The organism is Brevibacillus sp. NPDC058079, assembly GCF_042885155.1.
In the GTDB taxonomy this organism is placed as follows: Bacteria; Bacillota; Bacilli; order Brevibacillales; family Brevibacillaceae; genus Brevibacillus.
This window is the reverse complement of sequence record NZ_JBHVSO010000002.1, coordinates 473,239-499,045: the sequence shown is the minus strand read 5'-3', so window position 1 is coordinate 499,045 and position 25,807 is coordinate 473,239. Positions and strand designations below refer to the sequence as shown.

The window sequence follows — 25,807 nt, the reverse complement described above, 5'->3', positions numbered from 1 at the left end:
GCTCTTTTTTCTGTGTCATTCCCAACTGTATTTGTGCATAAGTCTTTCTTCCTAAGGTTTTTGTGCTTGTGGATAATGTGGATATTGTTGAAAAAACTTATCAGGGCAGCACAACTATTTCCTTTTCTAAACGTATAAACTAGAGAGAAGAAATTCCGGAAAAACAAGCGCTGCCGCGCACACATACAGGAGGATTATTGACATGAAAAAAGCATGGTTATCGGCCTTGTTGGCGTTGACTGTAGCAGCAGGGGTGGGGAGCACTACTGCGCTGGGAGAGGGTGCGATGCGCGTATTTTTCGGTGCGGAAACCGTAGCGAGTGAAATGCCAGCATCCAAGGCCGAATCGGTTGAAACAATAGTGAACAAGCTCGGTGGTTTCGCCGATTACGATCAGCAATCTGGCAAATTGCAAGTGATTAAGCCAAACGTAAATATTATTGTGGTCGAAGGAATTCAGCAGACCCGCAATAAAAATGTCGTTTTCAGCAACCCTGTCAAAGGATACAGCGACAAAAATGTGCCTCGTACGTTTAACGTGTTCGTAGAGGTTGATGACGCGCCTGTAGCCAAAGACTTGCGGATGCAACTCGTGTTAGTCGGACCGGATGGCAAAGAAGTGTCCAAAGGGAAAGAGTGGAAATACTCCACACAAAATGCAAACAGCTTCTATTTTTCTGAGCCTTTTGTATCTACGAAACTCGAAGCATACGGCACTTATAAAGTACAAGTTCAAATGAAATCCGAGAAATTCACTTCTTATGTAACCGTCGGGGAAAATACATTTACAGTTGGGCGTTAAAAATTATGGCTTGGATGCGTTTCCACTTTGCATGTCCCCGTGCTATAATATACGGAAAAGCCAATATACTTTGGTGATAGCAAGTACATGAAAGAAAGGAACGATGGGAGCGAATGGAGACAAATCCCCCGCGATCGTCCACGGATGTAGAAGGCCCGAGTATACGCATTGCCTGGAAAGATGAGCAATCCATTCAGGCAGAGTGGAGCATGACGAAGGAGTTCGAGCAAGAAATAGAGCGAAAGTTTGCTATTCCGTTTGCTGAACTACCTTTTGTCCTACGCCTTTTTGATGTGACGTACCGCAAAGAGATCCGAAATGATGGCACTGACCTTTACACTGATTTTGATATCAACCACCGTTCTTCCGAATGGATTTTGTACGGAGTGACGCAAGGATTGGAATATTGCGTCGATCTGGGGATTCGGATGGTGGACGGAAGGTTTTATTCGCTGTCCAGGTCTCAAATGATTTGATCAACGTGCTCAAGCAACGTACGACTGAGGCAACTGCATTTTTATACGGAACAGCCCCATTATCCACGAGATTTGCTTGTGGCAATGGGGCTTTTGATTTTTATTTATGACTCATGGCTTCTCTCGCTGTTTTAGCAGTCGCAGGGCAACCGCTAAAACAGCCCATACTGGCATTGGTTCGTCTAACTTATTTAGCCATTCAGGTGAGGTTAGCAAGCCCTCCTGTAACGCTCGATTGCCCAGCTCAATTTCCAGGGAGGAAACGCTTGTGGCTCTTCTGAGGCGAATGGATTGTACTGGGACAAGTTGTACGTCTGAATGAGGAGCGTCAGCTTTTCAGCGTACGCAGGATCGGTAGCGTATCCGGCCTCTTCTAAAGCCCGTGTGGCTTGTGCGGGAGTAGTGGCTGCCAGCACGTTTTTATGTGCGGGCTTACGTAAAAACTGGGCATGGTCTTCCATGGATTGCTGGTAATTTTCATAAGCACCCCCCTTTCTACTCTTTTTTATTCGTATGAAAAAAAGAGGTCAGGGGGAATAGGTCTGAACATGAAAAAACAGTCGATATTGCTCGACTGTTTTTACGTTTTTCTTTATGGCTTTCGAGGTTGGAAGTATTGAATGCGCTTGTTGAAGAGATGGAGCTCTGCTTTAAAATCACGTGCCAAGTATCTACAGTACTCATTCGCCTTGTTTTTATCGCCATGTGTGGCCGATTCAGGGAGGGACACTTGTATGTAGTGCTTTTCGGAACCGTTTTCATTTTTGCTACCGACTCCAACAACGATAGCTTTATACATGTTTGGATCTTTTCCTTTGAGAAGGAACCACGAGTCTTTTCCTTCAGGGCGTTCTTCTAGGGTGTAAGGGAAAGCGGCGTCAGCATAGGTCCAGCCCAACTGCTTTCCTGTTTTTGAGGTCATGTCAACGTATCGCGTAAACTTGGCTTTCACGTCGTCAATACTTACAGATGCTGCGGTAGAACCATCAACGAAATAGATGTAGGCCGATTGAAGTTTCACGACTGCACTCACTCCTAGTACCGGTATTCTGTGCGTTAAGTGTAGCATTGTCTTCCACTCCTTGGCAATGAGGCAGTTGGCGACCGAAAACAATTGCGCGTTTTTTCTGAAAAGTGTAAAATATATATCATATTTATATGCCGTTAGATGAACGATAAAGGATCATGGAGGAATATACGCATGCAGGAGGCCTCAATTAGACACGTATTCGAAGCTTTAAACACCATGCGCGCCATCGATGTGGTGAACAAAGAAGACTGGGAGCGGGCAGCGAAGGAAGCCGAATTGGATTCCTCCGTACAGTTAAACATTCTCTGGATCATCTACTGTTATGAAGGTGTACGCGTCACGCAAATTGCAGATTGGACCTTCTGGCATCCCTCATCGATTGTCATTCATATCAAGAAATTAATGGAGAAAGGCATGGTGACTATCGAAAAGTCGGAGTTGGATGGGCGTGTGGTTCACGTATACCCGACTGAAAAAGGAAAAGAAGTATTGGAAGCCAGTCGAAGAAGTGTACCAGATATTTTTAGATTGACGTATGCATTGGAGAAAATGGAGGAACGATACAGTACAGCAGTAGTTGAACTGTTCTTTGAATGTCTCTCCTTTGTCGCGCAATCGTTGCATGGTGCAGAAAAAGTGAGATGGATTCAAGAAGGGGAAGACAGGGTCATTAACCCAACGCGTCTGGTAAATGATGCTGTTTGGGTGGCAAAAACGTGATTTTTCGCTTATACTAGTGAATAATCCGAATATTTTACGAAATTCGGAGGCCAAAATACTGTTGAGGAGGGATTGCTGATGGAGCACTACGACCACTTATACGACGTTTCGGAGAATGCTAATGTACGTTTCCTTGGATTTATTTCAGAGGGAACACGCTACGACTTTGGCATGGTATTTACACACAAGTTTTATGGGAAGCCGTTGGTGATCTGTATGCAGACAGGGCAATCGACTCTTCTCAGTTCTGAAGATGCGGTGAATCCAGGATACCTGCAAAAAATTTTCAGGCTGGATTCAGAGAATGAGGCAGTCGCACTTGCTGAGTTTTTCCAGGAACATTTACCATCCATTCCATTTGAAGAAAATCAGTATTAGCTAACGAGCAGAAGTTTATCTTCTGCTCGTTTTGGTTTTTCTGTAAAATACGGTCTTCCGTTTTTTAGTATAATCGAAAGAAATCAAGCAGTAGGAGGAACAGGGAGAATGGGTGTACATAAATGGTCGGCCAAAGAGTCTCGGGGAGCGATTGTTCTCGTCCATGGAACGGGAGAACATCATGGGCGCTATGAGCATGTAGCGGCTTATTTCAATCAGGCAGGCTGGGACGTATATGCAGAAGACTTGCCCGGATGGGGGCGCTCTCCTGGGAGACGGGGACATATTCAATCATTCGAAGACTATTTGTCCCGTGTACGTGAGTGGACGAGTATCGCTCTTGCTGATGCGTCAGGAGAGAAGCCGGTATTTTTAATGGGGCATAGTCTGGGGGGGCTCATCGCGACCCGCTTTATTCAGACGGATGAGCGGAGTAAAGAGTTGGCTGGCTTAATTCTCACATCTCCATGCATAAAACTGAAACTGACTGTACCGGCGTGGAAAGAGCAATTGGCACAGTTTCTCGATCAGGTCTGGCCAACACTTGTTATGCCTAATGGAATTACTCCCGACATGGTATCGCGTGACGAAGCTGTTCAGGCTGCTTATCAGAACGATCCGCTCAATTATTCCAAGGTAAGTGTCAGATGGTTCACGGAATTGAACCGCTCTATGGAAAAGGCGTGGGAGGAAAGAAATCGGATCAAGCATCCTGTCCTTGTTTTGCAGGCTGGTGCTGATACATTGGTTGATGCGGATGCAGTGGAGCAGTTTACAGCGGGCCTTCCAGATGGACAAATGTTTGAACGTTTCGCGGGCTTGCGGCACGAAATTTTGAATGAGCCTGAAAAGGAAGAAGTCTTGCAAAAAATCGTGAACTGGTTGAATGACAATATTCTGCATTAATGTGACATACTAATTATCAACAAATGCATCTTGACTCCGAATGAAGTGGCATATTAAGATGAATGTAACATAACATTTGTTGTAATATGTGAATCAATTGAATGCGGAGGGGACATAGATGGGTACTATCGTATGTCAGACTTGCGGAACCATCATCGAGCATTTTGAATGTAATTCAGTGAAAACGCTTTATGCGGTGTGCAACTGTGACTGCCGACCTGATGAAAGACAGGAAAAAGAATAATAAAATAGTCAACAGGCCTATGTTGAGGCCTGTTTTTTTTGACAACCTTTTCCGGATGGAGGATAATGGAGAAGTGTGAAAATCGTTGTAAAAGGAGGAATTGTTTCATGAAGCGAAAACCGATGCAGGGAATGCTGGCCGCTGCACTTTTGGTCACATCTCTGTGGAGCGGGACACCGGCGCTTGCCTACAGTATTGGTGATGAAGAAAAAATCGATGCAAGCAAGCCTGAAATTTCCGGAGCCGGATATGACATTTCCAAAAAATATGCCGTGTGGATGGTTGAAGGGGAAGAAACCGTAACCCTTTACAATCTTGATAAAGGTACGCAAACTCAAATTGGCGAAAAGGAATCTGAAAAGACGAATCCAAAAGTCGATGGTGAGTACGTCGTGTGGATCGATTCCCGTGACGGAGGTTCAGACGTCTACTTGTATGACATCGCAAAGAAAAAAGAAACCCGATTGTCTGACGGGTCAGCTTCTGTCGATGGAGTGGAGATAGGAGATAAAAACGTTGTCTGGACAGATAACGGGGATGTGTATCTGTACAAAATTTCTACAGGAGATACAGAGGTCGTATCTGCGAGTGGAAAAGCAAGCAACCCAGTGGTGAGCGATGCATATGTCGCATGGGAAGATGATCGTGATGGCAACAGCGATGTTTACTATTACGATATCAAGAAGAGAGAAGAAAAGGCAGCAGTCGTCCAAAAAGGCGATCAAGGGCGTCCTACTCTTTCCTCGAATAAAATTTTGTACGAGAATCGCTCCTATAATCAAATCTACGTGCATACCATCAGTAATGGCAGAAATAAAGAATTGACGAACGGTTCGAGTGACAAAGAATTTGTACATATGTACAAAGACGATTATGTGTATGCTGAAGATAATAATCTGATGTATCGTACCGTCGATAAATCGTCCAAAAAGAAACTTGACTCCAACCTTTATGGAAATGTAGGGCCGAAAATTTATGGCGACTATGTTATGTATGCCAAAAAGGACAGTAATAAAAGGCTCCAGCTTCACCTGTATGATCTGGACGAGAAAAAGCAAGTTCCTCTGGGGAGTGTAGGTGGCGATCCTATTAATCCAAGTGGTCACGATCGTTATGTCGCTTATGCATCAAAGTCTAAGAATAACAATTCCATCGTTCTTTACGATATGGTAAAAGGAACGAGCAAAGCCATCAGTGACCCAGATCACGATGCAGCTCGACCTGTCGTAAGTTCTCGTTTTGTTGTTTGGTATGATCAGCGGGAAGACGCACTCTTCTCCTACGATATTCGCAAAGGCGTCCAAACGCAGATTACAAACGAAGATGATGATCAAAAGCCGAGTGAGAAGTTCTATGAAATCGACGGAGAGCGCCTATTGTGGGTCAATGTCGATCGTAGAGCAGAAGTGATCATCACAAATCTGTCCACTGGAAAACATACTGAGGTAACAAGGTTGAAAAGTGAACCGTTAAGCGTTGATATTTATCAGGACTATGCAACCTGGGTAGTCGAAGAAGGCAAAAAGAATGCAACGATCGTTCTCTATGATATCGAGGAAGATAGAGAAAGAGAAATTCGTAAAAACGTAAAAGTAGAGAAAGCAGAGATTGGCGATGATTTCGTGGTTTGGAGCGAAGATACTGGCAATTCCAAAACAGGTTGGGATTTGTATTATTACAACATCGACCGTCAAAAAGTAAATCCGCTGTTACGCTATACGGAAGGCGACCAGAAAAATCCACAGGCTTCACGAAATATGATTTTGTTTGAAGATAATCGTCTGTCCGGGAAAGGTAAACAGTTCTACTTTGAGCTGTATGATTTCGAAGAGGGGTCATTTAGCGATATCGAGTGGGATGATGAAGCGGAAGTGGAAAGTCCGCGCATGGGTGGAAATCGCATTGTCTGGGTAGATGATCGCGACAAAGATCCTTACGTTTACACGTTGGCTTTCGCTCCGGGTGATGATGACGAAGACGACGATGATGAAAAAGACGAGGACTGATTCTGAATAAACAGAGTCAGGCTCCATATGAGAAAAACAGACGAAAGAATTTCTTTCGTCTGTTTTCTTTTATGTCCGGCATAAATACGGCTTCAACAGTACGAGTGCTACGAGAAAGAAAATGACTGCGACATAAGCGGGCAAGAGATGAATAAAATCGACATAGCCAACAGTAAAATGTATGCCTATGCCAGAAACAAAGCCTGGAATGCCTGCTAAAAACAATGTCCACCAAATCCACGCTTCTCCTCGCCTGATACCCCAAAGGCTAATCAGCAAGACGGCCAGGCCATTCGAAACTAATGCCCCACCAAAGCCGGCACGGTCATGAGCAATGACCGGAATTAATCGTTCATTGTAAGACTGCAAGGTATCTGTAGACACACAGAGAAAGACGAGATCGGAAGGAACGAAGACACCTGTGACGCCGATGATCGAAATGATGATACCAGCCCCTGTCAAACCAAATCCGATGATGACAAAGAGCAATTGTCCCCATAGAGCCATTCGCCAATCCCGATCGTTGTGAAGCTGAGGAGGTAGGCGAGTCAAATGAACCTTTGCTGGTGTCCGTAAAGCGAGCAAAAACATGGGGAACAACACGAGCGCTAAAATCGCGTGCAAGTAATCGAAGTACCCGTATCCAATAAATAAAAAGATGCTGGAAAATCCAACAGCACCGGAGACGAGCAAGACAGTCCGCGTCCAGTGAATATCTTTACGTAGGCCATGGTACGCAAGTTGGCTATACAAAATTCCTATAGATATCATCGTTCCTGCCAGACTAATCCGATCGTGTGACATAAAAGAGAGGATTTGCGCATTTAAGAGCGCAAGTTGGTCGGCTGACATCCCGAGAAAGCGTTCGTCGTAGGGAAGGACGACGGTTGTTGCTGCGACCAGCCAAGCAAGTGCCCCACCGATCATCATGCCCACACCCAACAAAATTCCCCATATCCAAGAAGGAAATAAAAAAGTAGGTCGCTTTTCTTGAGGAGGGTCAGTGTCTGATTGTGTTTGCAAGATGGCTTCGTTAATTCGTTTTGGCAAGCCGGGGCCAGAATAGACCAAGCCGCTGTGCAACTGCACAAAATTGGCACCCGCTGCAAGAAAAGTCAGAGCATCTTGTGGCTCCAGAATGCCACCTGATCCAATGATAAGGGCATCTGACCACTGTTCCCGTGCCCAGGAGACAAATTTGACGGCTTGCTCGTGTGAACTCCTCCCTGTGATGTAAACAGAGTTGTTCACGCATGGTGAATCTTCCTGAATCGTGCCTCCAGCGACAACTAAGCCGTTGAGTCCTGCTTCTTTTGCCGAGGTAAGAATCGGGATTGCTTCCGCTTCTGTAAGGCTCGGAGGGATCGCCAGCAAGAGTGGCAGATCCGTTTGGTTACGCAAACAGGAAAAATGTTCCTTCCACGCTGTATGGCCCCATTCTGGCTGTCCCATAATCGCCCGAGTATCTATTGTGAAAAACGAACAAAAACGCTCTAATTTGTCGATCAGCTCCTGAAGCTCTTCTGTGGCTTCTCTCAGGCTGGCTTCTGGTCGGCAGGCCAATCTGACTCCGATAGGGATTTTGATGCCAGAAGCCCCCTCCAGGCGTCTCTGAAGGGTATATATACCATTATTTACCAATGGACTGGAATAGTGGATATTCATCGCGGCGATGTCACGTTGAACGGTGCCGTGGGAATCAATCGGTTCTTTGGACACAGGTCCCAGCTCTAGAAACCCGAAACCGAATTTGGACAGCGCCTGAATGGCGATGCATTCCGGGTCCAATCCGGCACCCAACCCGACTGGAGTAGGGAACGTGACGGGACCAATTGTTTTGGAGAGCTGTGAGGGAGGCTCCATATGTCCCATCCATTCGATGATGAACGAACCACCCGGTATTTTTGCCAAAGTGCCGATTGACTGCAAGGTAATAGAACGTGCCCGTTCGGGTGGCATGAGAAAGAGAAGTGGCCGAAACATCGTTTGATACGACCAGTCTGGCATGGTAGCATCGCCACCTTTCCTTATTTTTCCTAATCTCATCTTAACTCAAAATGTTTGTATAAAAAATAAAAAAAGCTGCTCTCTCGTGAAAGAGGCAGCCGTTTCTCGTATAGGATCGCTTAGCCAGAAATGGCGGTTTGTCTTTTTACGACTTTAATCGTTTTTAGTGTCTCATCTTCAGGACCTTGTACGGGTAATCCGACTCGAATGTTTTCCTGAATGTACGCGATATTTTCCTCAGTGATTACCTCCCCAGGAAGGAAAATCGGGATGCCTGGAGGATACACCATGATGAACTCAGTGATGACTCGACCTGCTGCTTCCACCAACGGAATCGTCTCTGTTTCTGCATAGAATGCATCTCGAGGGGTTGTGGACAGCACAGGGATATTCGGCAGTGAGATGGTAGGCTTCTCTTCTGCTTGTACGTGCGAAAATTCAACGGACAGATCACGTAAGCCATTTACCAGCGTACGGATGGATTCTTCCGTATCTCCCGCAGTAACGAAGCAGAGGATGTTGTACAAATCGCTCATCTCTACTTCAATGTTGTACTTGTCACGCAGCCAGTTCTCGACTTCCCATCCAGTGATTCCGAGATCGCGTACGTGGATGAGGAGCTTGGTTGGGTCCATCGCAAAAGTCGCAGGCTTTCCAAGAATCTCCTTGCCAACGCAGTAGATGCGTGGGATTTCGTTAATCATATCGCGTGCTTTTGCTGCCAGTTCCATCGCTTGGTCCGCGAGCATTTTCCCGTTGAGGGCCAAATGTTGACGCGCCATGTCCAACGACGCGAGGAAGATGTAAGAAGTCGAAGTCGTCGTGAGCATACTCATGACCGTTTTCACTCGATCGACATCGACGAGGCCTTCCCGGACATTCAAGATCGATGTTTGGGTCAAAGAGCCACCCAGCTTGTGTACGCTAGTTGCTGCCATGTCGGCACCTGCTTGCATGGCCGAAATCGGCAGTTCCTCATGAAAATGAATATGGACACCATGAGCCTCGTCTACCAATACAGGAATTTCATAGTTATGCGCAGCCCGCACGATTTCACGCAGGTCACCTGCAATACCGAAGTACGTTGGGTTAATCACCAACAAGGCAGCAGCATCAGGGTGGGCTTCCAGTGCTTTTTGCACGGCCTTCACTGTGATCCCGTGGGAAATGCCTAGACGCTCGTCCATAGCAGGGTGAATAAAGATTGGGATTGCTCCAGCGAAAATAACTGCCGACATAATCGATTTGTGTACGTTGCGCGGTACGATAATTTTGTCGCCAGGACTGCATGTCGCCATAATCATCGCCATGATGGCGCCGCTTGTACCTTGCACGGAAAAAAATGTATGGTCAGCGCCGAATGCCTCGGCTGCCAAATCTTGTGCTTCTTTAATCATTGCCTTCGGGTGATGCAAGTCATCCAATGGCGCAATGTTGATGAGGTCTATCGAAAGAGCGTTGTCCCCGATGAACTCGCGAAATGCCGGATGCATACCCATACCCTTCTTATGGCCCGGAATGTGAAATTGAATCGGGTTCCGGTTGGCGTGCTCCAACAACCCGCTGAACAAAGGAGTTTTCATTTGTCTCACTACGATCGCCTCACTTTACTAATCAAGAATAATAAGGGGAAAAACAAACAAATTGAGTATAGCAAAATAGGGGGGGAAAGCAAGCGAATTTTTATTCATGTTTGCGAGTGGTGGCAGGAGTTTGCCTTGTAAGCCGAGAAGGTCCTTTACACGAGGTGATAAATGGATGAAAACGAGAGTAACGGAGCTACTTCAAATTACATATCCGGTAGTTCAAGGTGGCTTGGCTTATTTGGCTTACGTAGACTTGGCTGCGGCTGTGTCAAATGCCGGGGGACTCGGCCAAATTACGGCTATGTCCTTGCCATCGGCAGATGCACTGCGGGAGGAAATTCGCAAGGTCCGTGCATTGACGGATAAACCATTTGGTGTGAATTATGCCATTGGTCAACACGGTCGGCCGTATGAAGAAATGCTGGATGTGGCGATTGAAGAAGGAGTAGCAGCTGTTTCGGTAACTGGAGGCAATCCAGAACCGTTGCTGCGCAGACTCGATGGTCATCCCATCAAAAAGCTTGTCTTGGTTGCATCTGCGCGCCAAGCACAAAAAGCAGAATCAATTGGCGCGGATGCTGTGATGGCTGTCGGTCAAGAAGGTGGGGGTCACCTCGGACGAGATGATATCGGGACGTTTGTTTTAATTCCGCGTGTGGTGGATTCCGTGAAAATTCCGGTATTGGCTAGCGGTGGCATCGGTGATGGTCGGGGAATTTTGGCAGCGCTTGCACTTGGTGCAGAGGGTGTGGAGATGGGGACGCGATTTATTGCGACGAAGGAATGTGTCCATGCGCATTCTGCCTACAAAGAGGCGTTGGTTGCTGGAACGGAGCACGATACCGCAGTTATTAAGCGCACGCTGGGAACACCTGCGAGGGTCGTTCGTACACCAGGCTCAGATCATATTCTCCAATTGGAAAAAGAAGGGGCAGGCTACGAGCAGTTAAAGAGCTTCATCAGTGGAGCGAACAATTGCACATTTATTTATGAGGGCGACAGCCAGCATGGCTTTGGTTGGGCTGGTCAGGTTATTGGATTGATTAATGATGTACCAAGTGTCCAACAATTGTTTGACCGCATGTTTACCGATGTGAACAAGTCGTTGGATCGACTTGGGTCTTTTTCCTAAAACAAAAGAACAGGCCTGCGTTTTTCAAATGAAAGCGGACCTGTTCTTTTGCATATAACTTAACTAAAGAAAGCGGGAGGCGGTCTATCCACGAGAATTTCCTAATGTATAGAGCTTACTCAACACGCCAAATGTTTCTTCGAGACGACTCACCAATGCTTCTCCGTCTGCTAAGATTGGATCATGACGGTCAATGGTAATTCCACAGAGCAACTCCGCTTTTTTTACCTGTGCCAGCCTGTCCACCAACTTTTTCACGCCAGCCGTGCCCAGCTCTTTTTGAGACGTGCTTGCTGGTTGCATATGATCTGGAGACCAGTGAAAATGCTCCGGAACCATCGCGATGACCTCATCTAAACGCTTGTTAAACGCATGACTGATGATCTCTTTGGAAGGAGACTCGTAGATTACCGCGTACCAAACGAACAAATGTGTTCCCCACAAGCCGATTTGAAAGTGCGGATGTTTTTTGTAACCGCGTTTATCATTAGCCCAGGCAACCCACGTATCAGCTGGTGGGTTCACTGTACGGCGTGCATGTTTTGCTATGTGCGTAAACATTTCATCCCCGGTTGCAACGGAGAGAAAAGGCGCAAAGTGTTGGCTGAGTACTTCGAATTTGGGACGGATATTTGTTTTGATCGCGTCCATCCGAGCATCCAGTCCATCAATGGCAAAAACATCAAAATCTTCTTGATGAAAGCCTGGAAACGTTGGCATGTAACAAACACCTCTTTTAAGCATCATCGAACCCCACTGGAAAGAAAAGGGCGATCGTCCCCGTCAAGGGAGCTTGGAATCCTCATATGATATCATACCATCCAGGAAAAAAATACATGCCGAGTTTTATGAATAGCAAAACCAAAGCCTGAATAATATGATATACCACTCACTCCCTTGCGGCTAAATTGATATCTGAGTATTCTGTCATCGGAGGGGCCTGTAGAAGATGAATCTCGGCATGGAGTTGGAGTATTTTCATTTGGCAGTTTGGTTTGACCGCAAAACATTGCACGCGATGGTGCAGGCCCTGGTGGGAGCAGGGGTGAGCGTCACGTGGAAAGAATCTCCCGAGCAGTTTCACCTCCTCGTGAACACCACAGATGGCCGATCCGACTGGAAAATGCAGCGTTTAAACGGGTCCTATAAGCTGCACATTACCGGCATTCCTGTCAATGATTCTCGAGTGGCACTCGTACTGTACCACTTCGTAGAGCGGGCAAAAGGGCATGCCATGATCAAGGTCACTTTTGAAGAGTGCGTCTTGCTGAAGCAAATCCAGTACGGAGAAGTTATCAGAATAGTGGAATTAAAAGGAGCTGAGAAAAAAGTGATCTATGAAAAATTTTGCAATGTAACGATGGATCAGGTAATTGCCGCGATGAAACGACGTGACTCGGAAGAACGAATCCCGGTGCTGCGTCTGGAGTTGGATTATGAACTGGCAACGTTGTATGACGCCATGCAGGCCAAAGACCAAAGTCAAATGAAGCAGTCTACAGAGCGATTAAAACAGCTCCGTCGGGAAATGTTGCTTTTGGAAGCGTAGGCAGACTGGAGGATAGCCAAAGGACGATGAGTTTGACACAAACCAATACGGAATGAAAAAGCGACATCTCAAACAAATGAGGGTGTCGCTTTTTTTGGTTGCAAGTCGCTTATTTAGTAATTGTTGTTTTTATAAAAGACTTGTTTGAATGGGAGGCCCGGCGGTTGTACAATAAAGAAGGTTTTTGACAGCATATTTACGCACACGCCGGAAAGGAAGAAAAGTTTTGGAAGCATTCCTATCACAAATCCCCAATGTAGCGATCCTGCTTTTAGCCGTCATCGCATTGACACTGATCCTGATATGGATCGTGATTATGCAGTCCGTCCGGATTAGTCGATTGAGGAAATCAATCAACCGGATTATGACAGGAACGGGAGGAGCGAATCTCGAGGAGGGCTTGCACAGACTGCTGGATCAGGTAGAGGAAATGAAAAAGCAGCATAGCGATCAGCAGTTTGCCATCAATCGTCTGTCACAACGAATGGCAGCGCAATGCGGCAAGGTAGCGATTATCCGTTACAATGCCTTCGGGGATGTCGGCAGTGATCTTAGCTTTTCGCTGGCGGTAACAGATGACGCTGGGAATGGCGTCGTGATCACCAGCATTTTTGGACGAGAAGAATCTCGCGTGTACGCCAAGCCGCTTGAGCAGGGGACATCGAGCTACCATTTGTCTGAAGAAGAACAGGCTGCGATTAAAAAAGCGATGACCTCAACCGCAGGGATATAAGTCCCTCTGAATTTCAATGAAACAGCAAGCATATGAATGAATCAGGGAGTTCTTTTCGTTTCCCTGCGTCTGATTGCGGATATTCCGGTTTTTTGCTAAAATTCATCGTCATTTTGCTCAAGACTTTTGAGGGCATCTGAGGTATAATAAAGATGTCAAAAATGGCTTTTTTGCGAAAAACAAAAAGTAGGTGATCCGCCTTCATTACCCAAATCGATTTTCGATTCCCGGGGCAAGGCCAGGTTCTACAGCGTTCTTTTGTTGATACTTAGCGTATCTCCTCTGTTTTGGATAACTGTTCGGTCGTACTCGGCCCATGCAAACCAAAAGAATTGAGGAGATATTTATGGCACAGCGTTTAGCAACTAATTACGCCAAGGCCTATTTCACGGTGAATGAAGAAGAGCTGAACCAGTTCGTTTCGCTTTTCACCAATGAACACATTTCAGTCCAAGTCAAAGTGTGTGACAATGGCGATCGTGACGTAATCTTGAATGACAAGAACGGCGAAATTCAATTGAGTTTTTGCCGGGTTGGCAGCCGCTACTCATGTGACAGCTCATATCTGATCCGAGATCGGCAGCTGGCAAATGCAATGAGAAAAGCAATGAAAGCGTTCCGAGGCTATGGAATTGTCCACCGGATTTATGACGGCTTCACAATGGTGTATCACTACGATCAAGGATCAGTCGTGAGCATTCAGGAGCTTACCGGAGACGAAGAAGTGTCCATCTTTGAAAATAACTCTCTGCACATGGCCAATGAGCTGGAGGCATTGTTCCAGCAGGATGGCAGTGAGCAGGAGATTGAGTCCTTACGTCAAGAAACGGACAGATGGCTGGATTTGCGTAATTGGGCAAAGAGAACTGCCCCGGAAAAACTTCCAGCAATTGATGTTCGATTAGTAACGTTATCGCGACGTCTATTTGAATTAGAAGTGTAGTGGAAAAAGGGTGCCTGGGGCGCCCTTTTTTATGTATGTGATCAGGCAGCGATTAACAAAAAGCGGGTTTCCTCCTAACAAGAGGTGCCCGCTTTTGCTTTTTGCCCTTCACTTAGCGCAATTGTAATGGTTTGCTCATATTGTACCAAATTTCTCCAGCGTGATCTGAGCTGGAAACACCGTTGTTGAGGTATCCATGACTTTCATAGTAGCCGATCAAATTTTCCTTACACGTTAGCGTGATCGTTTCACGGGCGGACTCTCTTGCTGATGCTTCTAGGTGCAATAGGAGCATAGAGGCAATGCCGCGATTTTGGAAAGCGGGAGAAACCGCTAATCCCAAAATGGTTTGATGTCCGCCAGATGCCGGATTTTCTTTAATTGTTTGAAATAGATCATCGGTAATGAAGGTGGATTCGATGACGGGTCCATTGACCAAACCCGCAATGACCCCATCTGCTTCCGCTACAAAAAAGCTGTCAGGAATCAAACGAATACGCTTCTCAAATGCTTCCTGTGTCGCAGCCTCATCTGGTGAGAAGCAAAGGTGCTCGATGGCGATCAATGCAGGCAAATCTTTTGCTTTGGCATTACGGATAGTAATCATTTGTTTGCGATCCTCTCCATTCTGGTTCATTTCTGAAAGTGTAGCATATCTCACAACATGTGAAATCCACTTGTAGCAGGTGGTTACTCTCCAACCTGTAGAGATAGCCGTCAGCCTATTTATAGTGTTCTTAATAGATTATTGAAAAAGGGTATTGTCAAACTAGGCCAAAGCATGGTATTGTTGTTTTCGTTGGAAACAGGATTAGGAACCAGGATTCACTTTAAAGGGTGGATAACAACGGAAACCGCCCCCGTTAGTGAATGACGCAGGTCCTAGCGATGTTTAACATTACACTCGTTAGGAAGGGGGAACCGAAAGATGGAATATTCGACTTTCGGAAGACACGTTGCTGTTGACACATGGGGAGTTCAGTTTGATTTGTTGAACGACGCAGAATTTTTGAAAAAGGAAATGATTGAGGCTGCTGAGGCATGCGGTGCTACGGTACTGAGTGTGCAAGCGAAGCAGTTTTCTCCTCAGGGTGCTACCGTACTGGTTCTTCTCTCGGAAAGCCACCTGTCCATTCATACGTATCCTGAGCGCGGCTTTGCTGCTCTGGATTGCTACACGTGTGGGGAAACCGTTGATCCGCAAATCGCCATCGACTACTTGGTATCCGTGCTGAAGCCGGAAAAAACTTACGCGAAGAAATTAGTTCGTGGTTTGGGTGAACTGCAAGTTGTTGAGCCAGAAATGAAGCTGGTTGAAGCGGCAAAGTAAGTCACAAATGGAAAAGTTTTCAAGAGGTGCGGGCTAATTCCGCACCTCTTTTATATGGAGCTTCGATTCATATTGGTCATCATGGAGTGACAGTAGGAATTCTGCGGCCAATATCGTGGAGCAGAGAACGAAATTCTGTGGATGTATTGGTGATCTGACTTTTCATGTCGGGTCTCACATCAACTTGATTGGTCCGATGCGTCGCTTCTTCATAAATATCTGCATGGATGGCACGAATCTGGTCAAATGTGGCTGCGTCGGAGGCTACTTGGATCGAGAAGTTGGGAACACGCGAACGAACAGCTGAGTGGACTTGCTGTTCGATTATGCGCGTTTGCTCAGGGCCAAAATTTTTCCGAACACGAATTCCGATGACGGCATCTGTGCCGCTCACGAGAACAGTAGCACGTTCCACACCGGGCACGTCATCTGCGACCATGGTGAGCTGTTCAGCCAAATCCTGATTAAAACCGTTAACCGTATATCCGTTTCGATAATTGCGGGCATTGATTCCGACAGTGTAGGCATGATAATCATGAGCGAGGCTTGTCCGTGCACCTGGGGCCTGCTGATAGGTGGTACTTTGTGTGTGAGCTTGATTTTTGGGATGGCTGCTCGAGCTTGCGCATCCGGTGATCATGGTTGCAATCGTAAGCAAGCCAACCAAACATTTCGGGCCGTACCGTTTCATACGTATGCCACCTCCATTTTCCTTAGTATGACGAAAATAAAGTCCCTTACTCAGGAAGTGGCTCCCGTAAAAAACTGCCCATTGTGCCGCGTTTCACTACCTGTTAATATGGAAGGTATGCATAATAGAGGAGGTTCACATGAAGCGTCTTGACATACGCAACATTGCAATTATTGCCCACGTTGACCACGGAAAAACAACGCTGGTTGACAAACTTTTGATCCAATCGGGCACATTCCGCTCGAACCAACAGGTAGAAGAGAGAATGATGGACTCTAACGACCTGGAGCGCGAGCGTGGAATTACGATCCTGGCGAAAACCACTTCGGTCAAATACAATGATTTCACGATTAACATCTTGGATACACCAGGCCATGCTGACTTCGGTGGCGAGGTTGAGCGTATCATGAGCATGGTGGATGGCGTTCTGTTGATCGTCGACGCCTTCGAAGGCTGTATGCCACAAACGCGCTTTGTATTGAAAAAAGCGCTGGAAGCAAAAGTTACCCCTATCGTTGTCGTGAACAAAGTAGACCGCGACAATGCACGTCCTCAAGAAGTTATCAACGAAGTGTACGACCTGTTCATTGATCTGGATGCGACGGAAGACCAGCTGGAATTCCCAATCGTATATGCTTCCGGTCTGCAAGGGATTGCAGGACTTGAGCCAGATAAGCTGGAAGGCGACCTTCGCCCACTGTTTGACACCATCGTAGAGCATATGCCTGCTCCTGACGCAGACGAATCTGCTCCGCTCCAAATGCAAGTAACCATGCTGGATTACAACGACTTTTTGGGTCGTATCGGGATTGGCCGCATCTATCGCGGAACCATGAACCTGAATGAAATGGTATCTGTCACTACGCGTGAAGGCGAAGTGAAAAAAGCACGGATTCAAAAGCTGTTCGGTTTCTCCGGTTTGCAACGTGTTGAGCAAAAAACAGCAAGAGCAGGAGATATCGTAGCGATTTCTGGTATTGACGATATCAACGTAGGGGAAACCGTTTGCCACGTTGATCATCCAGAGGCATTGCCACTCTTGAAAATTGACGAGCCTACTCTGCAAATGACGTTCCTCGTGAATAACAGCCCGTTTGCTGGTCGCGAAGGTAAGCACGTGACTTCCCGCAAGCTGCGTGATCGTCTGATGTCTGAGCTGGAGACAGATGTATCTCTGCGTGTAGATGAAACAGATTCGCCAGATGCGTATGTGGTTTCTGGACGTGGTGAATTGCACTTGTCCATCTTGGTAGAGAACATGCGTCGCGAAGGCTTTGAGCTGGGTGTGTCCAAGCCTGAGGTTATCATTCGTATGATCGATGGACAAAAAATGGAACCGGCTGAGCTGTTGATCATTGATGTACCTGAGGAATATACCGGGCCGGTTATGGAGACATTGGGTCAACGTAAAGCCGAGATGGTTAACATGATCAACAACGGCTTCGGACAAGTTCGTCTGGAATTCATTATTCCATCCCGTGGTTTGATCGGATATCGTACAGAGTTCTTGACGATTACACGCGGTTACGGTATTCTCAACCACTCCTTTGACAGCTATCGTCCACTTGTACCAGGAGCGGTAGGAGGACGTCACGCAGGGGTACTTATTTCCCACGAGACAGGAACAGCTACCACGTACGGCTTGATGTCCGTAGAGGATCGCGGAACGATGTTCATTCACCCAGGTACAGAAGTATACGAGGGCATGATCGTAGGCGAGCATAACCGTGACAACGATCTTGTTGTTAACGTATGTAAAGAAAAGCATGCGACCAACGTACGTTCTGCGACCAAGGATGAGACTGTCAAAATGAAGGCTCCTCGCATGTTGTCTTTGGAAGAGGCATTGGAATATCTGAACGACGATGAGCTGTGCGAAGTAACACCTCAATCCGTTCGTCTGCGCAAAAAATATCTGAACAAATCAGATCGTGAGCGCTATGAGAAGCAAAGACGCTATGAAGCACAACCGCAAGCGTAAGATAGAAAAGAAAAGAACGCCACTTGATCCTGTTTGGGATGAAGTGGCGTTTTTGTTTGGGCTGTACTTATAACAGACTTTCAATATCAGAGATGAGCTCTTCAGGTTGAGTACGAGCACTGATGCGTTTTACGACATGACCGTCTTTATCCACGAGGAATTTGGCGAAGTTCCATTCGATATCTGGATTTTCTTCGCTCGGGGCATGTTCCTTCAAGTACTGATACAACGGGTGAGTATCAGGACCATTGACATCGATCTTTGCAAACAGCGGGAACGTCACGCCGTAATTTCGATCGCAAAACGTTGCGATTTCTTCTTCTGTTCCTGGCTCTTGTCCAGCGAACTGGTTGCAAGGGAAGCCGAGAACGACGAGACCCTTATCCTGATAGCGCTCATGCAGCTCCTGTAGCCCTTTGTATTGAGGGGTAAGGCCGCATTGGCTAGCGACGTTCACGATTAGCAGGACATGCCCTTTGAAGGCGGCCAATGTCTTCTCTTCACCGGAAATCGTTTTGACGGCAATATCATACAAGCTCATCTTATTCCCACCTTTTTCTACTGACATATCCTCATCATAGCATGTGCGGTGAAATTCATGCCAGCAACCTGGAAGGGCCTACCGTTTTTTGACACAGAATCCACCACCTGATAAAGTAAGAAAGATAGCGTTTTCCTAAGAAAAAAGGAGTGACTATTCGCTTCATTCCGCCTATGAGGTGGCATGTGAAGCGGTAGGAGTTTCACCGCTTGAAGACAGGAGAGATAAGTGATGGACTGGATACAAATCGCATCAACCTATGTGCCAACTAATCCAGATCAGCTCACAGCATATGACAGCTTTCGCATATGGGCTGATAAATATCGGGCTTGGATTTTGTTTGTGGAATTAATTATTGTCTATTATCTCGGCTTTGCTACCCGTATCCGTATGCCTATTTTGAAAACCTTACTCTTGTACATCCTTTTATTTGCTGGAGCTCTCATTTTCGCTATTTTGGATGTGCAGCTACCTGTGAAAAGTGCAATGCTGGTGGCGATCGCGATTCTCGTGATTGTAAAGGTACGGATCAAGCCAGAGCAAACTGGGCGAAAGTGAGGAGAACCGCGTGAAGCGTGAAGATGCACTTTTTAACTGGCTCCAAATTCAAGTGGTTGCCGATGCGCGAGCAGAAGATCGCTCTGCTTTGGAGACAGCTGCTTTTTTCTTGCAATTGCTGCAAGAGGATCATCAAATGAGCGATATCGGCTATCGTCAGGAAGGCAGCTGGTACGTGCTATTTGGGAACGCTGATTCACAGTCCATGGAAGTGCGATACCCTGCTGAATCAGTCGAAGCTTTATTGGCCGCGATTGAAAGTGAACCGAAGTACAACTGCAACTAACGGGACAAAGACTCTTCTCCACTTACCGAAATGATTCGGAAGTTAGGGGGAGTTTTTTTGTATCAAGGGCATTTTATAGGTAATAAGATGCGGTTTCGTGGATGATGCAACTTTTGAAAATGATTTCCCGTCAATATTCATGCCCCAAGCAACCAGGGGGATTTTGGCAGACAGAAGGGGGAACTACCATTGAAAAAGTACATGACCAAGCCCGTATTAGCGGTGGTGACAGCTGCAGGTATTCTTGGCTGCTTGACGCCAATTTTTGCCGATGCAAGCTCGATTGCTAGTCCAAGTGCCACAAAGGTAGTCATGAATGACGAGGGCAAGCAAGTCACACGCTACAATCTGAAAGAACTTGCTCAAAATGATCCAACCACATTGAACATGCTCTTGAAAAATCAAGCGGACCACTTGTACATCATTGTAGAAGAAATCAACTTGAACACGAAGCTCCAAACGTTTATGGAAGAAAACAAAGCGGAGTGGGAGCGTATCTACAATGAGTACTACAGCGATATTTGGCTGGAAGTGCGCCTAACAGACAATGATGAAGAAATCGTGAGTGTAAATGCCAAGACTGAAAATAACAAGGTGTACATAAAGGGGATTGTGACTTCGGATGTCACCAAAGTGGTTGTGAAAAAGCCGAATTCCGACATCATTGAAGTCGTGCCGACCAACGAGCACTCTTTTACGGTCAGCTTTGAAGCTCCTGATGCATCCTATGAACCGTATGTAACCGTAAGTGCCTATGCAGGCAGCAAGTTGGTTGATAGCGAAAAGGTAAAGATCGTTCCAAAAGCAGAAGAAGATAAGGAAATGATCATCCATACCATGTCTGTATTGGATGCGAAGAAAAAGGAATTAAAAGTAAAAGGAATTGTCAAGCAGGGGGCAGACAAAGTAACTGTCACCTATAATGGCGTGAAAAAAGACGCAAACGTGAAAAAGCTGTGGGATGGTGTAGGGAGCTTTACCGTTTCACTAAAGGATGTACAAGCAGCAAAAGATCAAAAAGCCTTGATCGAGGTTTACGAGGATGGCAAGAAGGTTGATTCCGAATCCGTTCAGGTAGAAATCGTTAACGCTCCTGATAAGGATCAAGCGACCGAATATGCCATCAAGGCGACTGCTGTAAACAATCCTGCCGCCAAGTCCATTCAGGTGAAGGGGACAGTAAGCGGCTGGAATAAAAAGGACGATACGGAATTGTTTGTGATCGCTCCTGACGGGAAGAAAAAAGAGATTAAACCGAATGACAAAGGTGAGTTTTCTTTGACGTTGTCGTACAAGAACCATTCCTTTAGCGCCAAATCGATTCAATTCGCATTGTATGAAGACGATAAGCTGGTTAAGAAAGCTGACGTTGCATTAAGCACAAAAGTCATTGTCGAGCCTGTGAAGCCAACAGACGAGGATAAAGACGATGATGATGACAAAAAGAAAAAAGAAAAAGGGAAGCAGAAAGATAAGCATCCCAACGGCAACGCGTATGGCTATTGGAAAAAGCACGACAAACATCATGATGACGATAATGACCAGGTCGATGATGATCGTGACGACAGAGACTAGGCTCTAGCGTTAAGGTCGCTGCTTGTACGTCTCGACGTACTCCACCAATTGTCTGATGTAATCCCCCAGAATGGGGATGGAAAGAAATTGCGTCAAGAGGGAGCCGAGGAAAGCCAAAACGATAGCAGTACCAATCGTCAACCCCAGACCCCGGGCAAGACCTGCGAGGAAATTGATCCAGAGCAGCTTGCGCGGGGCTGTGTAATTTTGGATCACATCTGCTAGTCGAATATCTTCCAGGAACATCGCAATTTTATGCATCCGCTCATTTACCTTCCGAACTTCCTGAAGCTCTTCAAGGACTTGATCAATTTGCTGCATGAGGCGGTCTGTAGGCGACAAGGTGTCCAACCCCTTCCATCATTCGGTATCGTTACCTACCAGTCTAGGGAAAAAGACAACCAGAATCAAGGTGAAGAGGAAACGTTTGCCTATCAGCTAAGCGAAGGGTAAAATGAACGTACAAAACGTTTGTTAGGAGGCTTTGAAATGGCTGAAACTGTTTCCCAATCTCTTTCCGAAGATTTATTCAAGCTCTTGCAAAAGGAGCGTTTTGTTACCTTGGGCACAGTAGACCATGAGTCAGGGGCACCATCGCTCAGCTCTTTGTCCTGGACGTATGCTGTCAGCGCCGATATGATTCGTTTTGCCGTGGATAATCGCTCACGTATTTTGGCTAATATTGCGAAGGAACCGCAAGTTGTCCTGCATTTGATCGGTGCCGGCTCGTCTTTCGCCATTAATGGTCGTGCTGTCGTCAAAACAGACCGACTGGAAGGTGTTCCGCTCAAGCTGGCCATGGCAGAAATCAAGATTGAGGCTGTTCGTGATATTATGTTTTACGGTTCCCGTATTTCCGTAGAACCACAATATGAAAAGACGTATGACAAAAATGCGGCAGCGAAGCTGGACAATCAAGTTATGACCGCCTTGAAAGATGCAAATTAACGGGTGGAAATAAATTGTTGACAAGAATCCTGCCGATCCTTTAGTATTAGGGTCAATCAAATTGAATAGCAATCTTCTTATCCAGAGCGGCGGAGGGACTGGCCCGATGATGCCCGGCAACCAATCACCTGTATTTTAACAGGGAGATAATGGTGCTAATTCCTGCAGAGTTATCAAACTCTGAAAGATGAGAAGGATTTGCTTACGGTGACGTAAACAAAGCCTTCTTTCAGAGGAAAGGGGGCTTTTTTGATGCCCTCGTACACAATTGGAGGGAGAGAAACAGACATGAAATTGGAAACGAAATTGATTCAGGCGGGAGTAGGCAGAGACGAAAAAACAGGGGCGGTGAGCTTTCCTGTTTACTATGCAACAGCCTATCGCCATCCTGCCTTGGGCCAGAGCACTGGATATGATTATACACGCACAGCTAATCCTACTCGAACCATTTTGGAGGAGACTATCGCTGAAGCGGAATCAGGGGATGCAGGATTTGCTTGCGCCTCAGGAATGGCTGCTGTTCATACTGTCATGGGTTTGTTTTCCCAAGGGGATCATCTGATCGTTTCACTCGATCTGTACGGGGGAACCTATCGATTGTTCGAGCAAGTGCTCTCTCGTTACGGTCTGACGTTTTCGTACGTGGATTTGCGTGACATTCGTGCACTCAATGATGCGATTCGCCCGGATACAAAGGCCATCTTCGTCGAGACGCCAACCAATCCGCTCATGCAGATTACTGATATTCGAGCAGTAACACAATTGGCGAAACAGCACGGGATCCTGACGATTGTAGACAACACATTCTTAACCCCGTATTGTCAACGCCCACTAGAGCTTGGTGCAGATATCGTCCTACATAGTGCAACCAAGTATTTGGCAGGACATAACGATGTGCTGGCGGGACTCATCGTAACAAAAGGAGAAGAGTTGTCGGAAAAAATCCGGTTTTTGCACAATTCAATCGGTGCTGTACTCGGACCGCAAGATTGTTGGCTTCTCGTTCGCGGGATGAAAACATTGGCATTGCGGATGGAGCGCCACCAATCCAATGCCTTGATTGTAGCGGAAAAGTTGCGTGAGCATCCAGCAGTGGCTGAGGTATTTTATCCAGGTCTGCCAGAGCATCCGGGACATGAGATCCAGGTGAATCAAGCGACTGGGCATAGTGGGATGGTATCGTTCCGCGTACGTGATGCAGAGCAGGTGGGATTGTTCCTGCAAAATCTGCAAATCGTGTCCTTTGCAGAAAGTCTGGGTGGTGTCGAGTCATTGTGTACGTATCCGGCGACGCAAACTCACGCCGATATCCCGCAAGAAGTCAGAGAGCATGTCGGTGTTTGTGATCGATTGTTGCGACTGTCGGTTGGCATCGAGCATCCAGATGATGTCGTAGCCGATTTGTTTCAGGCCTTGAATGCTAGTTTGGTCGTAGGAGGGAGTGTACGATGAATTTTGCAACCAAGCTCCTCCACGGTTCGACTTGCATTGACCCGTTCACAGGTGCGTCGTCGGTTCCAATTTATCAGGCTTCCACGTTTCATCAGGCTGATATCGATCAGCCAGGTACATTCGATTATGCCAGATCAGGCAATCCGACCAGGCAGGCTTTGGAGGAAGCCATTGCGTCTCTGGAGGGAGGCTCACGCGGTTTCGCGTTCTCATCTGGCATGGCTGCCATTTCCAGCGTGTTCATGTTGTTTTCAGCTGGAGACCATGTAGTAGTGGCGGAAGATGTATACGGTGGCACGTTTCGGTTTTTGACCAAGGTATTGTCGAGAATGGGCATCTCCGTTACGTTCGTGGATGCAACAGATACAGAAGCCGTTCGTGCGGCCATTACACCGGCAACGAAAGGGGTTTACCTGGAGACCCCCTCCAATCCCACCTTAAAGGTGACAGATATTGCAGCGGTTTCTCGTATCGCGAAGGAGCACGGCTTGCTCGTCATTGTCGATAATACATTCCTTACACCGTATTACCAGCGGCCATTGGAGCTTGGCGCAGATGTGGTCATTCATAGTGCAACGAAGTTTATCGGAGGGCATAGCGACGTCGTGGCAGGTCTGGCTGTGACCAGAGAGGCTGCGTTAGGGGAACAGCTCTACTTTATCCAGAATGGCATGGGAGCGATTTTGGGTGTGCAGGACTGCTGGCTCGTAATGCGTGGGCTCAAAACATTGAAAGCCCGACTGGATGTCAGTACGAAAACAGCCGCGAGCTTGGCTGACTGGTTGTCTTCGCATCCACAGGTAAGCCGAGTCTACTATACAGGACTGGAGGATCATCCCGGTCACCTGATTCAAACACAACAAGCGACCGGTCATGGGGCTGTTCTTTCTTTTGATGTAGGGAGCCGCGAGCGAGCAAAAGCGTTGTTTGATCGCGTAAAATTGCCGATTGTGGCTGTCAGCCTCGGGGCAGTGGAAACGATTCTCTCCTACCCAGCTACGATGTCACATGCAGCGATGCCTGCTGAGGAAAGAGCTGCAAGGGGAATAACAGATGGTTTGATCAGGCTGTCAGCTGGTTTGGAGGATTTCGATGACTTGGTGGCAGATTTGAAGCAAGCTTTGGATCATTTGCCATCTGAAGCACCAGTCCATAAAGAAAAAGAGGTATTCTCCCGGGCTTAAATTCGGGGGATACCTCTTTTCTTTTAAGGTGTTCCTGTACGATTTACGTTGATCTTGTTTTGTCCTTGTGGCTCTTTGTGCATGCGTTTTTCTTTTACTTGAGCAGGTGTTTCTTCGCGAGGCTGCACACTGCGCGGTAGTTGCGGTATGATCCGACCTACGATATCCGCTAACTCTTCCGTAATTCCGGCAACAGGATGACCGCGGCGAATATCATCTCTCATCTCCCGTAACCGTTGTACGACGGCGGGGTCTGCGGTTACGACAGCGTTCGCTCCTTGAGGGTCTTCTTTCAGTGCCTCCGCAACCGTATACTTAATGACGCCGACTTCTGGGCGATCCAGATTCGGGTCCACAGTAATACCGACTACGGCATATTTGCCCAAGACCACAGCAGTCGCGCTGTGTACTCTTTTCACACGTGTTGCCAGTTGGACCAGACGATCAGCGGTAGCTTGCGAAGATTGATTATAAGCAGGCTTAGGAGCTGTTTGCTGAACGCGTTGAGTATGAGTGGCATGCTTCGGCTGTGCAGCCTGATTCGCCGGTGGTTTATTGCCCGACATGCATGCTGTAAGCAACAAGCTAAAACCGAGGCAGAAGATCATGATCCGTTTCACAGGCATTCTCCCTTTCCCAGTATTGCCTTCCTTCGTGAGGAGGGCAGGGTTACAAGTATTTTGTTCTGGGCTGCCCATTTTCATTCTGCCAATGGGTCGTCTATCTCTGTCTACCTGAACATAGACTGT

Annotated in this window: 29 protein-coding genes and 1 riboswitch; of the genes, 19 read left to right on the top strand and 10 right to left on the bottom strand. The window is 46.9% G+C overall.

Annotated features, from left to right (window positions below; translation table 11 throughout):
* The first annotated feature begins 202 nt into the window (after positions 1–202).
* On the top strand, positions 203–802 hold the full coding sequence (locus ACFVS2_RS09075) for a hypothetical protein (RefSeq protein WP_007723201.1): 600 nt from the start codon (positions 203–205) through the stop codon (positions 800–802).
* A gap of 113 nt (positions 803–915) precedes the next feature.
* On the top strand, positions 916–1,278 hold the full coding sequence (locus ACFVS2_RS09070; RefSeq protein WP_007723202.1) for a DUF4912 domain-containing protein: 363 nt from the start codon (positions 916–918) through the stop codon (positions 1,276–1,278).
* Between the two features lie 209 nt (positions 1,279–1,487).
* Here the strand turns inward: ACFVS2_RS09070 and ACFVS2_RS09065 are convergent, their stop codons facing one another.
* Positions 1,488–1,739 carry a glucosaminidase domain-containing protein gene (locus ACFVS2_RS09065; RefSeq protein WP_390233147.1) on the bottom strand — a complete coding sequence of 84 codons (252 nt, stop codon included), beginning with the start codon at positions 1,737–1,739 and terminating at the stop codon, positions 1,488–1,490.
* A 131-nt stretch (positions 1,740–1,870) separates the two neighbouring features.
* Complete coding sequence (locus ACFVS2_RS09060) at positions 1,871–2,299, bottom strand: DUF1885 family protein (protein WP_173617170.1); 429 nt, start codon at positions 2,297–2,299, stop codon at positions 1,871–1,873.
* A 180-nt stretch (positions 2,300–2,479) separates the two neighbouring features.
* On the opposite strand from ACFVS2_RS09060, the gene ACFVS2_RS09055 reads away from it, so the two are divergent.
* The 5 genes from ACFVS2_RS09055 to ACFVS2_RS09035 all read left to right on the top strand — a co-directional run bounded on the left by ACFVS2_RS09055 (position 2,480) and on the right by ACFVS2_RS09035 (position 6,562).
* Complete coding sequence (locus ACFVS2_RS09055; RefSeq protein WP_007723208.1) at positions 2,480–3,028, top strand: MarR family winged helix-turn-helix transcriptional regulator; 549 nt, start codon at positions 2,480–2,482, stop codon at positions 3,026–3,028.
* Positions 3,029–3,106: 78 nt separating this feature from the next.
* Positions 3,107–3,406 carry a DUF3055 domain-containing protein gene (locus ACFVS2_RS09050; protein ID WP_015892160.1) on the top strand — a complete coding sequence of 100 codons (300 nt, stop codon included), beginning with the start codon at positions 3,107–3,109 and terminating at the stop codon, positions 3,404–3,406.
* Positions 3,407–3,514: 108 nt separating this feature from the next.
* Positions 3,515–4,312 carry an alpha/beta hydrolase gene (locus ACFVS2_RS09045; RefSeq protein ID WP_390233144.1) on the top strand — a complete coding sequence of 266 codons (798 nt, stop codon included), beginning with the start codon at positions 3,515–3,517 and terminating at the stop codon, positions 4,310–4,312.
* Between the two features lie 118 nt (positions 4,313–4,430).
* Positions 4,431–4,556, top strand: a complete 126-nt coding sequence (locus ACFVS2_RS09040; RefSeq protein ID WP_390233142.1) for a GapA-binding peptide SR1P — start codon at positions 4,431–4,433, stop codon at positions 4,554–4,556.
* 107 nt (positions 4,557–4,663) lie between these two features.
* Complete coding sequence (locus ACFVS2_RS09035) at positions 4,664–6,562, top strand: hypothetical protein (RefSeq protein WP_173617172.1); 1,899 nt, start codon at positions 4,664–4,666, stop codon at positions 6,560–6,562.
* 69 nt (positions 6,563–6,631) lie between these two features.
* On the opposite strand, the gene ACFVS2_RS09030 is transcribed toward ACFVS2_RS09035, so the two are convergent.
* Both ACFVS2_RS09030 and ACFVS2_RS09025 read right to left on the bottom strand, forming a co-directional pair.
* Positions 6,632–8,569 (bottom strand): beta/alpha barrel domain-containing protein, encoded by a 1,938-nt coding sequence (locus tag ACFVS2_RS09030; RefSeq protein ID WP_390233140.1) that lies wholly within the window; start codon positions 8,567–8,569, stop codon positions 6,632–6,634.
* Between the two features lie 119 nt (positions 8,570–8,688).
* Positions 8,689–10,161: an aminotransferase class I/II-fold pyridoxal phosphate-dependent enzyme gene (locus ACFVS2_RS09025; protein ID WP_390233138.1), complete on the bottom strand. Its 1,473-nt coding sequence runs from the start codon at positions 10,159–10,161 to the stop codon at positions 8,689–8,691.
* 166 nt (positions 10,162–10,327) lie between these two features.
* On the opposite strand from ACFVS2_RS09025, the gene ACFVS2_RS09020 reads away from it, so the two are divergent.
* Entirely contained in the window at positions 10,328–11,287 is a 960-nt protein-coding gene (locus ACFVS2_RS09020; RefSeq protein WP_390233136.1) for an NAD(P)H-dependent flavin oxidoreductase, read from the top strand.
* Between the two features lie 84 nt (positions 11,288–11,371).
* Here the strand turns inward: ACFVS2_RS09020 and ACFVS2_RS09015 are convergent, their stop codons facing one another.
* On the bottom strand, positions 11,372–12,007 hold the full coding sequence (locus ACFVS2_RS09015; RefSeq protein WP_390233134.1) for a YktB family protein: 636 nt from the start codon (positions 12,005–12,007) through the stop codon (positions 11,372–11,374).
* A gap of 229 nt (positions 12,008–12,236) precedes the next feature.
* Here ACFVS2_RS09015 and ACFVS2_RS09010 point away from each other — a divergent pair, with 229 nt between their 5' ends.
* From ACFVS2_RS09010 to ACFVS2_RS09000, 3 genes are all read left to right on the top strand, one after another.
* Complete coding sequence (locus ACFVS2_RS09010) at positions 12,237–12,836, top strand: hypothetical protein (protein ID WP_173617177.1); 600 nt, start codon at positions 12,237–12,239, stop codon at positions 12,834–12,836.
* A gap of 226 nt (positions 12,837–13,062) precedes the next feature.
* On the top strand, positions 13,063–13,569 hold the full coding sequence (locus ACFVS2_RS09005; RefSeq protein ID WP_173617178.1) for a DUF4446 family protein: 507 nt from the start codon (positions 13,063–13,065) through the stop codon (positions 13,567–13,569).
* Positions 13,570–13,915: 346 nt separating this feature from the next.
* A complete protein-coding gene (locus ACFVS2_RS09000; protein WP_007723238.1) occupies positions 13,916–14,512 on the top strand; it encodes a hypothetical protein in 597 nt (198 codons plus the stop codon).
* 112 nt (positions 14,513–14,624) lie between these two features.
* Here ACFVS2_RS09000 and ACFVS2_RS08995 read toward each other — a convergent pair whose 3' ends face one another.
* Complete coding sequence (locus ACFVS2_RS08995; RefSeq protein ID WP_173617179.1) at positions 14,625–15,119, bottom strand: GNAT family N-acetyltransferase; 495 nt, start codon at positions 15,117–15,119, stop codon at positions 14,625–14,627.
* Positions 15,120–15,440: 321 nt separating this feature from the next.
* Here ACFVS2_RS08995 and speD point away from each other — a divergent pair, with 321 nt between their 5' ends.
* Complete coding sequence (gene speD, locus ACFVS2_RS08990; protein ID WP_007723244.1) at positions 15,441–15,842, top strand: adenosylmethionine decarboxylase; 402 nt, start codon at positions 15,441–15,443, stop codon at positions 15,840–15,842.
* 79 nt (positions 15,843–15,921) lie between these two features.
* Here speD and ACFVS2_RS08985 read toward each other — a convergent pair whose 3' ends face one another.
* On the bottom strand, positions 15,922–16,533 hold the full coding sequence (locus ACFVS2_RS08985; RefSeq protein WP_390233131.1) for a YhcN/YlaJ family sporulation lipoprotein: 612 nt from the start codon (positions 16,531–16,533) through the stop codon (positions 15,922–15,924).
* 139 nt (positions 16,534–16,672) lie between these two features.
* Here ACFVS2_RS08985 and typA point away from each other — a divergent pair, with 139 nt between their 5' ends.
* Positions 16,673–18,514: a translational GTPase TypA gene (typA, locus tag ACFVS2_RS08980; RefSeq protein ID WP_017249600.1), complete on the top strand. Its 1,842-nt coding sequence runs from the start codon at positions 16,673–16,675 to the stop codon at positions 18,512–18,514.
* A 67-nt stretch (positions 18,515–18,581) separates the two neighbouring features.
* On the opposite strand, the gene ACFVS2_RS08975 is transcribed toward typA, so the two are convergent.
* Positions 18,582–19,055 (bottom strand): glutathione peroxidase, encoded by a 474-nt coding sequence (locus ACFVS2_RS08975; protein ID WP_390233128.1) that lies wholly within the window; start codon positions 19,053–19,055, stop codon positions 18,582–18,584.
* 231 nt (positions 19,056–19,286) lie between these two features.
* On the opposite strand from ACFVS2_RS08975, the gene ACFVS2_RS08970 reads away from it, so the two are divergent.
* From ACFVS2_RS08970 to ACFVS2_RS08960, 3 genes are all read left to right on the top strand, one after another.
* On the top strand, positions 19,287–19,613 hold the full coding sequence (locus ACFVS2_RS08970; protein WP_173617182.1) for a YlaH-like family protein: 327 nt from the start codon (positions 19,287–19,289) through the stop codon (positions 19,611–19,613).
* A gap of 10 nt (positions 19,614–19,623) precedes the next feature.
* Entirely contained in the window at positions 19,624–19,899 is a 276-nt protein-coding gene (locus tag ACFVS2_RS08965; RefSeq protein ID WP_390233126.1) for a hypothetical protein, read from the top strand.
* Positions 19,900–20,088: 189 nt separating this feature from the next.
* Positions 20,089–21,474, top strand: a complete 1,386-nt coding sequence (locus tag ACFVS2_RS08960) for a hypothetical protein (protein ID WP_390233124.1) — start codon at positions 20,089–20,091, stop codon at positions 21,472–21,474.
* 9 nt (positions 21,475–21,483) lie between these two features.
* On the opposite strand, the gene ACFVS2_RS08955 is transcribed toward ACFVS2_RS08960, so the two are convergent.
* Positions 21,484–21,795 carry a DUF5665 domain-containing protein gene (locus ACFVS2_RS08955; RefSeq protein ID WP_015892138.1) on the bottom strand — a complete coding sequence of 104 codons (312 nt, stop codon included), beginning with the start codon at positions 21,793–21,795 and terminating at the stop codon, positions 21,484–21,486.
* Between the two features lie 168 nt (positions 21,796–21,963).
* On the opposite strand from ACFVS2_RS08955, the gene ACFVS2_RS08950 reads away from it, so the two are divergent.
* The 3 genes from ACFVS2_RS08950 to ACFVS2_RS08940 all read left to right on the top strand — a co-directional run bounded on the left by ACFVS2_RS08950 (position 21,964) and on the right by ACFVS2_RS08940 (position 25,058).
* Positions 21,964–22,422, top strand: coding sequence for a pyridoxamine 5'-phosphate oxidase family protein (locus tag ACFVS2_RS08950; protein WP_173617185.1), 459 nt, complete (start codon positions 21,964–21,966; stop codon positions 22,420–22,422).
* 74 nt (positions 22,423–22,496) lie between these two features.
* A riboswitch (SAM riboswitch) is annotated at positions 22,497–22,616 on the top strand.
* A 94-nt stretch (positions 22,617–22,710) separates the two neighbouring features.
* The gene (locus tag ACFVS2_RS08945) at positions 22,711–23,874 is read left to right on the top strand and encodes an aminotransferase class I/II-fold pyridoxal phosphate-dependent enzyme (RefSeq protein ID WP_390233122.1); all 1,164 of its coding nucleotides are present in this window, start codon (positions 22,711–22,713) and stop codon (positions 23,872–23,874) included.
* Positions 23,871–25,058 carry a trans-sulfuration enzyme family protein gene (locus ACFVS2_RS08940; protein ID WP_390233120.1) on the top strand — a complete coding sequence of 396 codons (1,188 nt, stop codon included), beginning with the start codon at positions 23,871–23,873 and terminating at the stop codon, positions 25,056–25,058. Before ACFVS2_RS08945 ends, ACFVS2_RS08940 begins: the two co-directional genes overlap by 4 nt.
* A 23-nt stretch (positions 25,059–25,081) precedes the next feature.
* Here the strand turns inward: ACFVS2_RS08940 and ACFVS2_RS08935 are convergent, their stop codons facing one another.
* Positions 25,082–25,684: a YhcN/YlaJ family sporulation lipoprotein gene (locus ACFVS2_RS08935; protein WP_390233118.1), complete on the bottom strand. Its 603-nt coding sequence runs from the start codon at positions 25,682–25,684 to the stop codon at positions 25,082–25,084.
* Between the last annotated feature and the right edge of the window lie 123 nt (positions 25,685–25,807).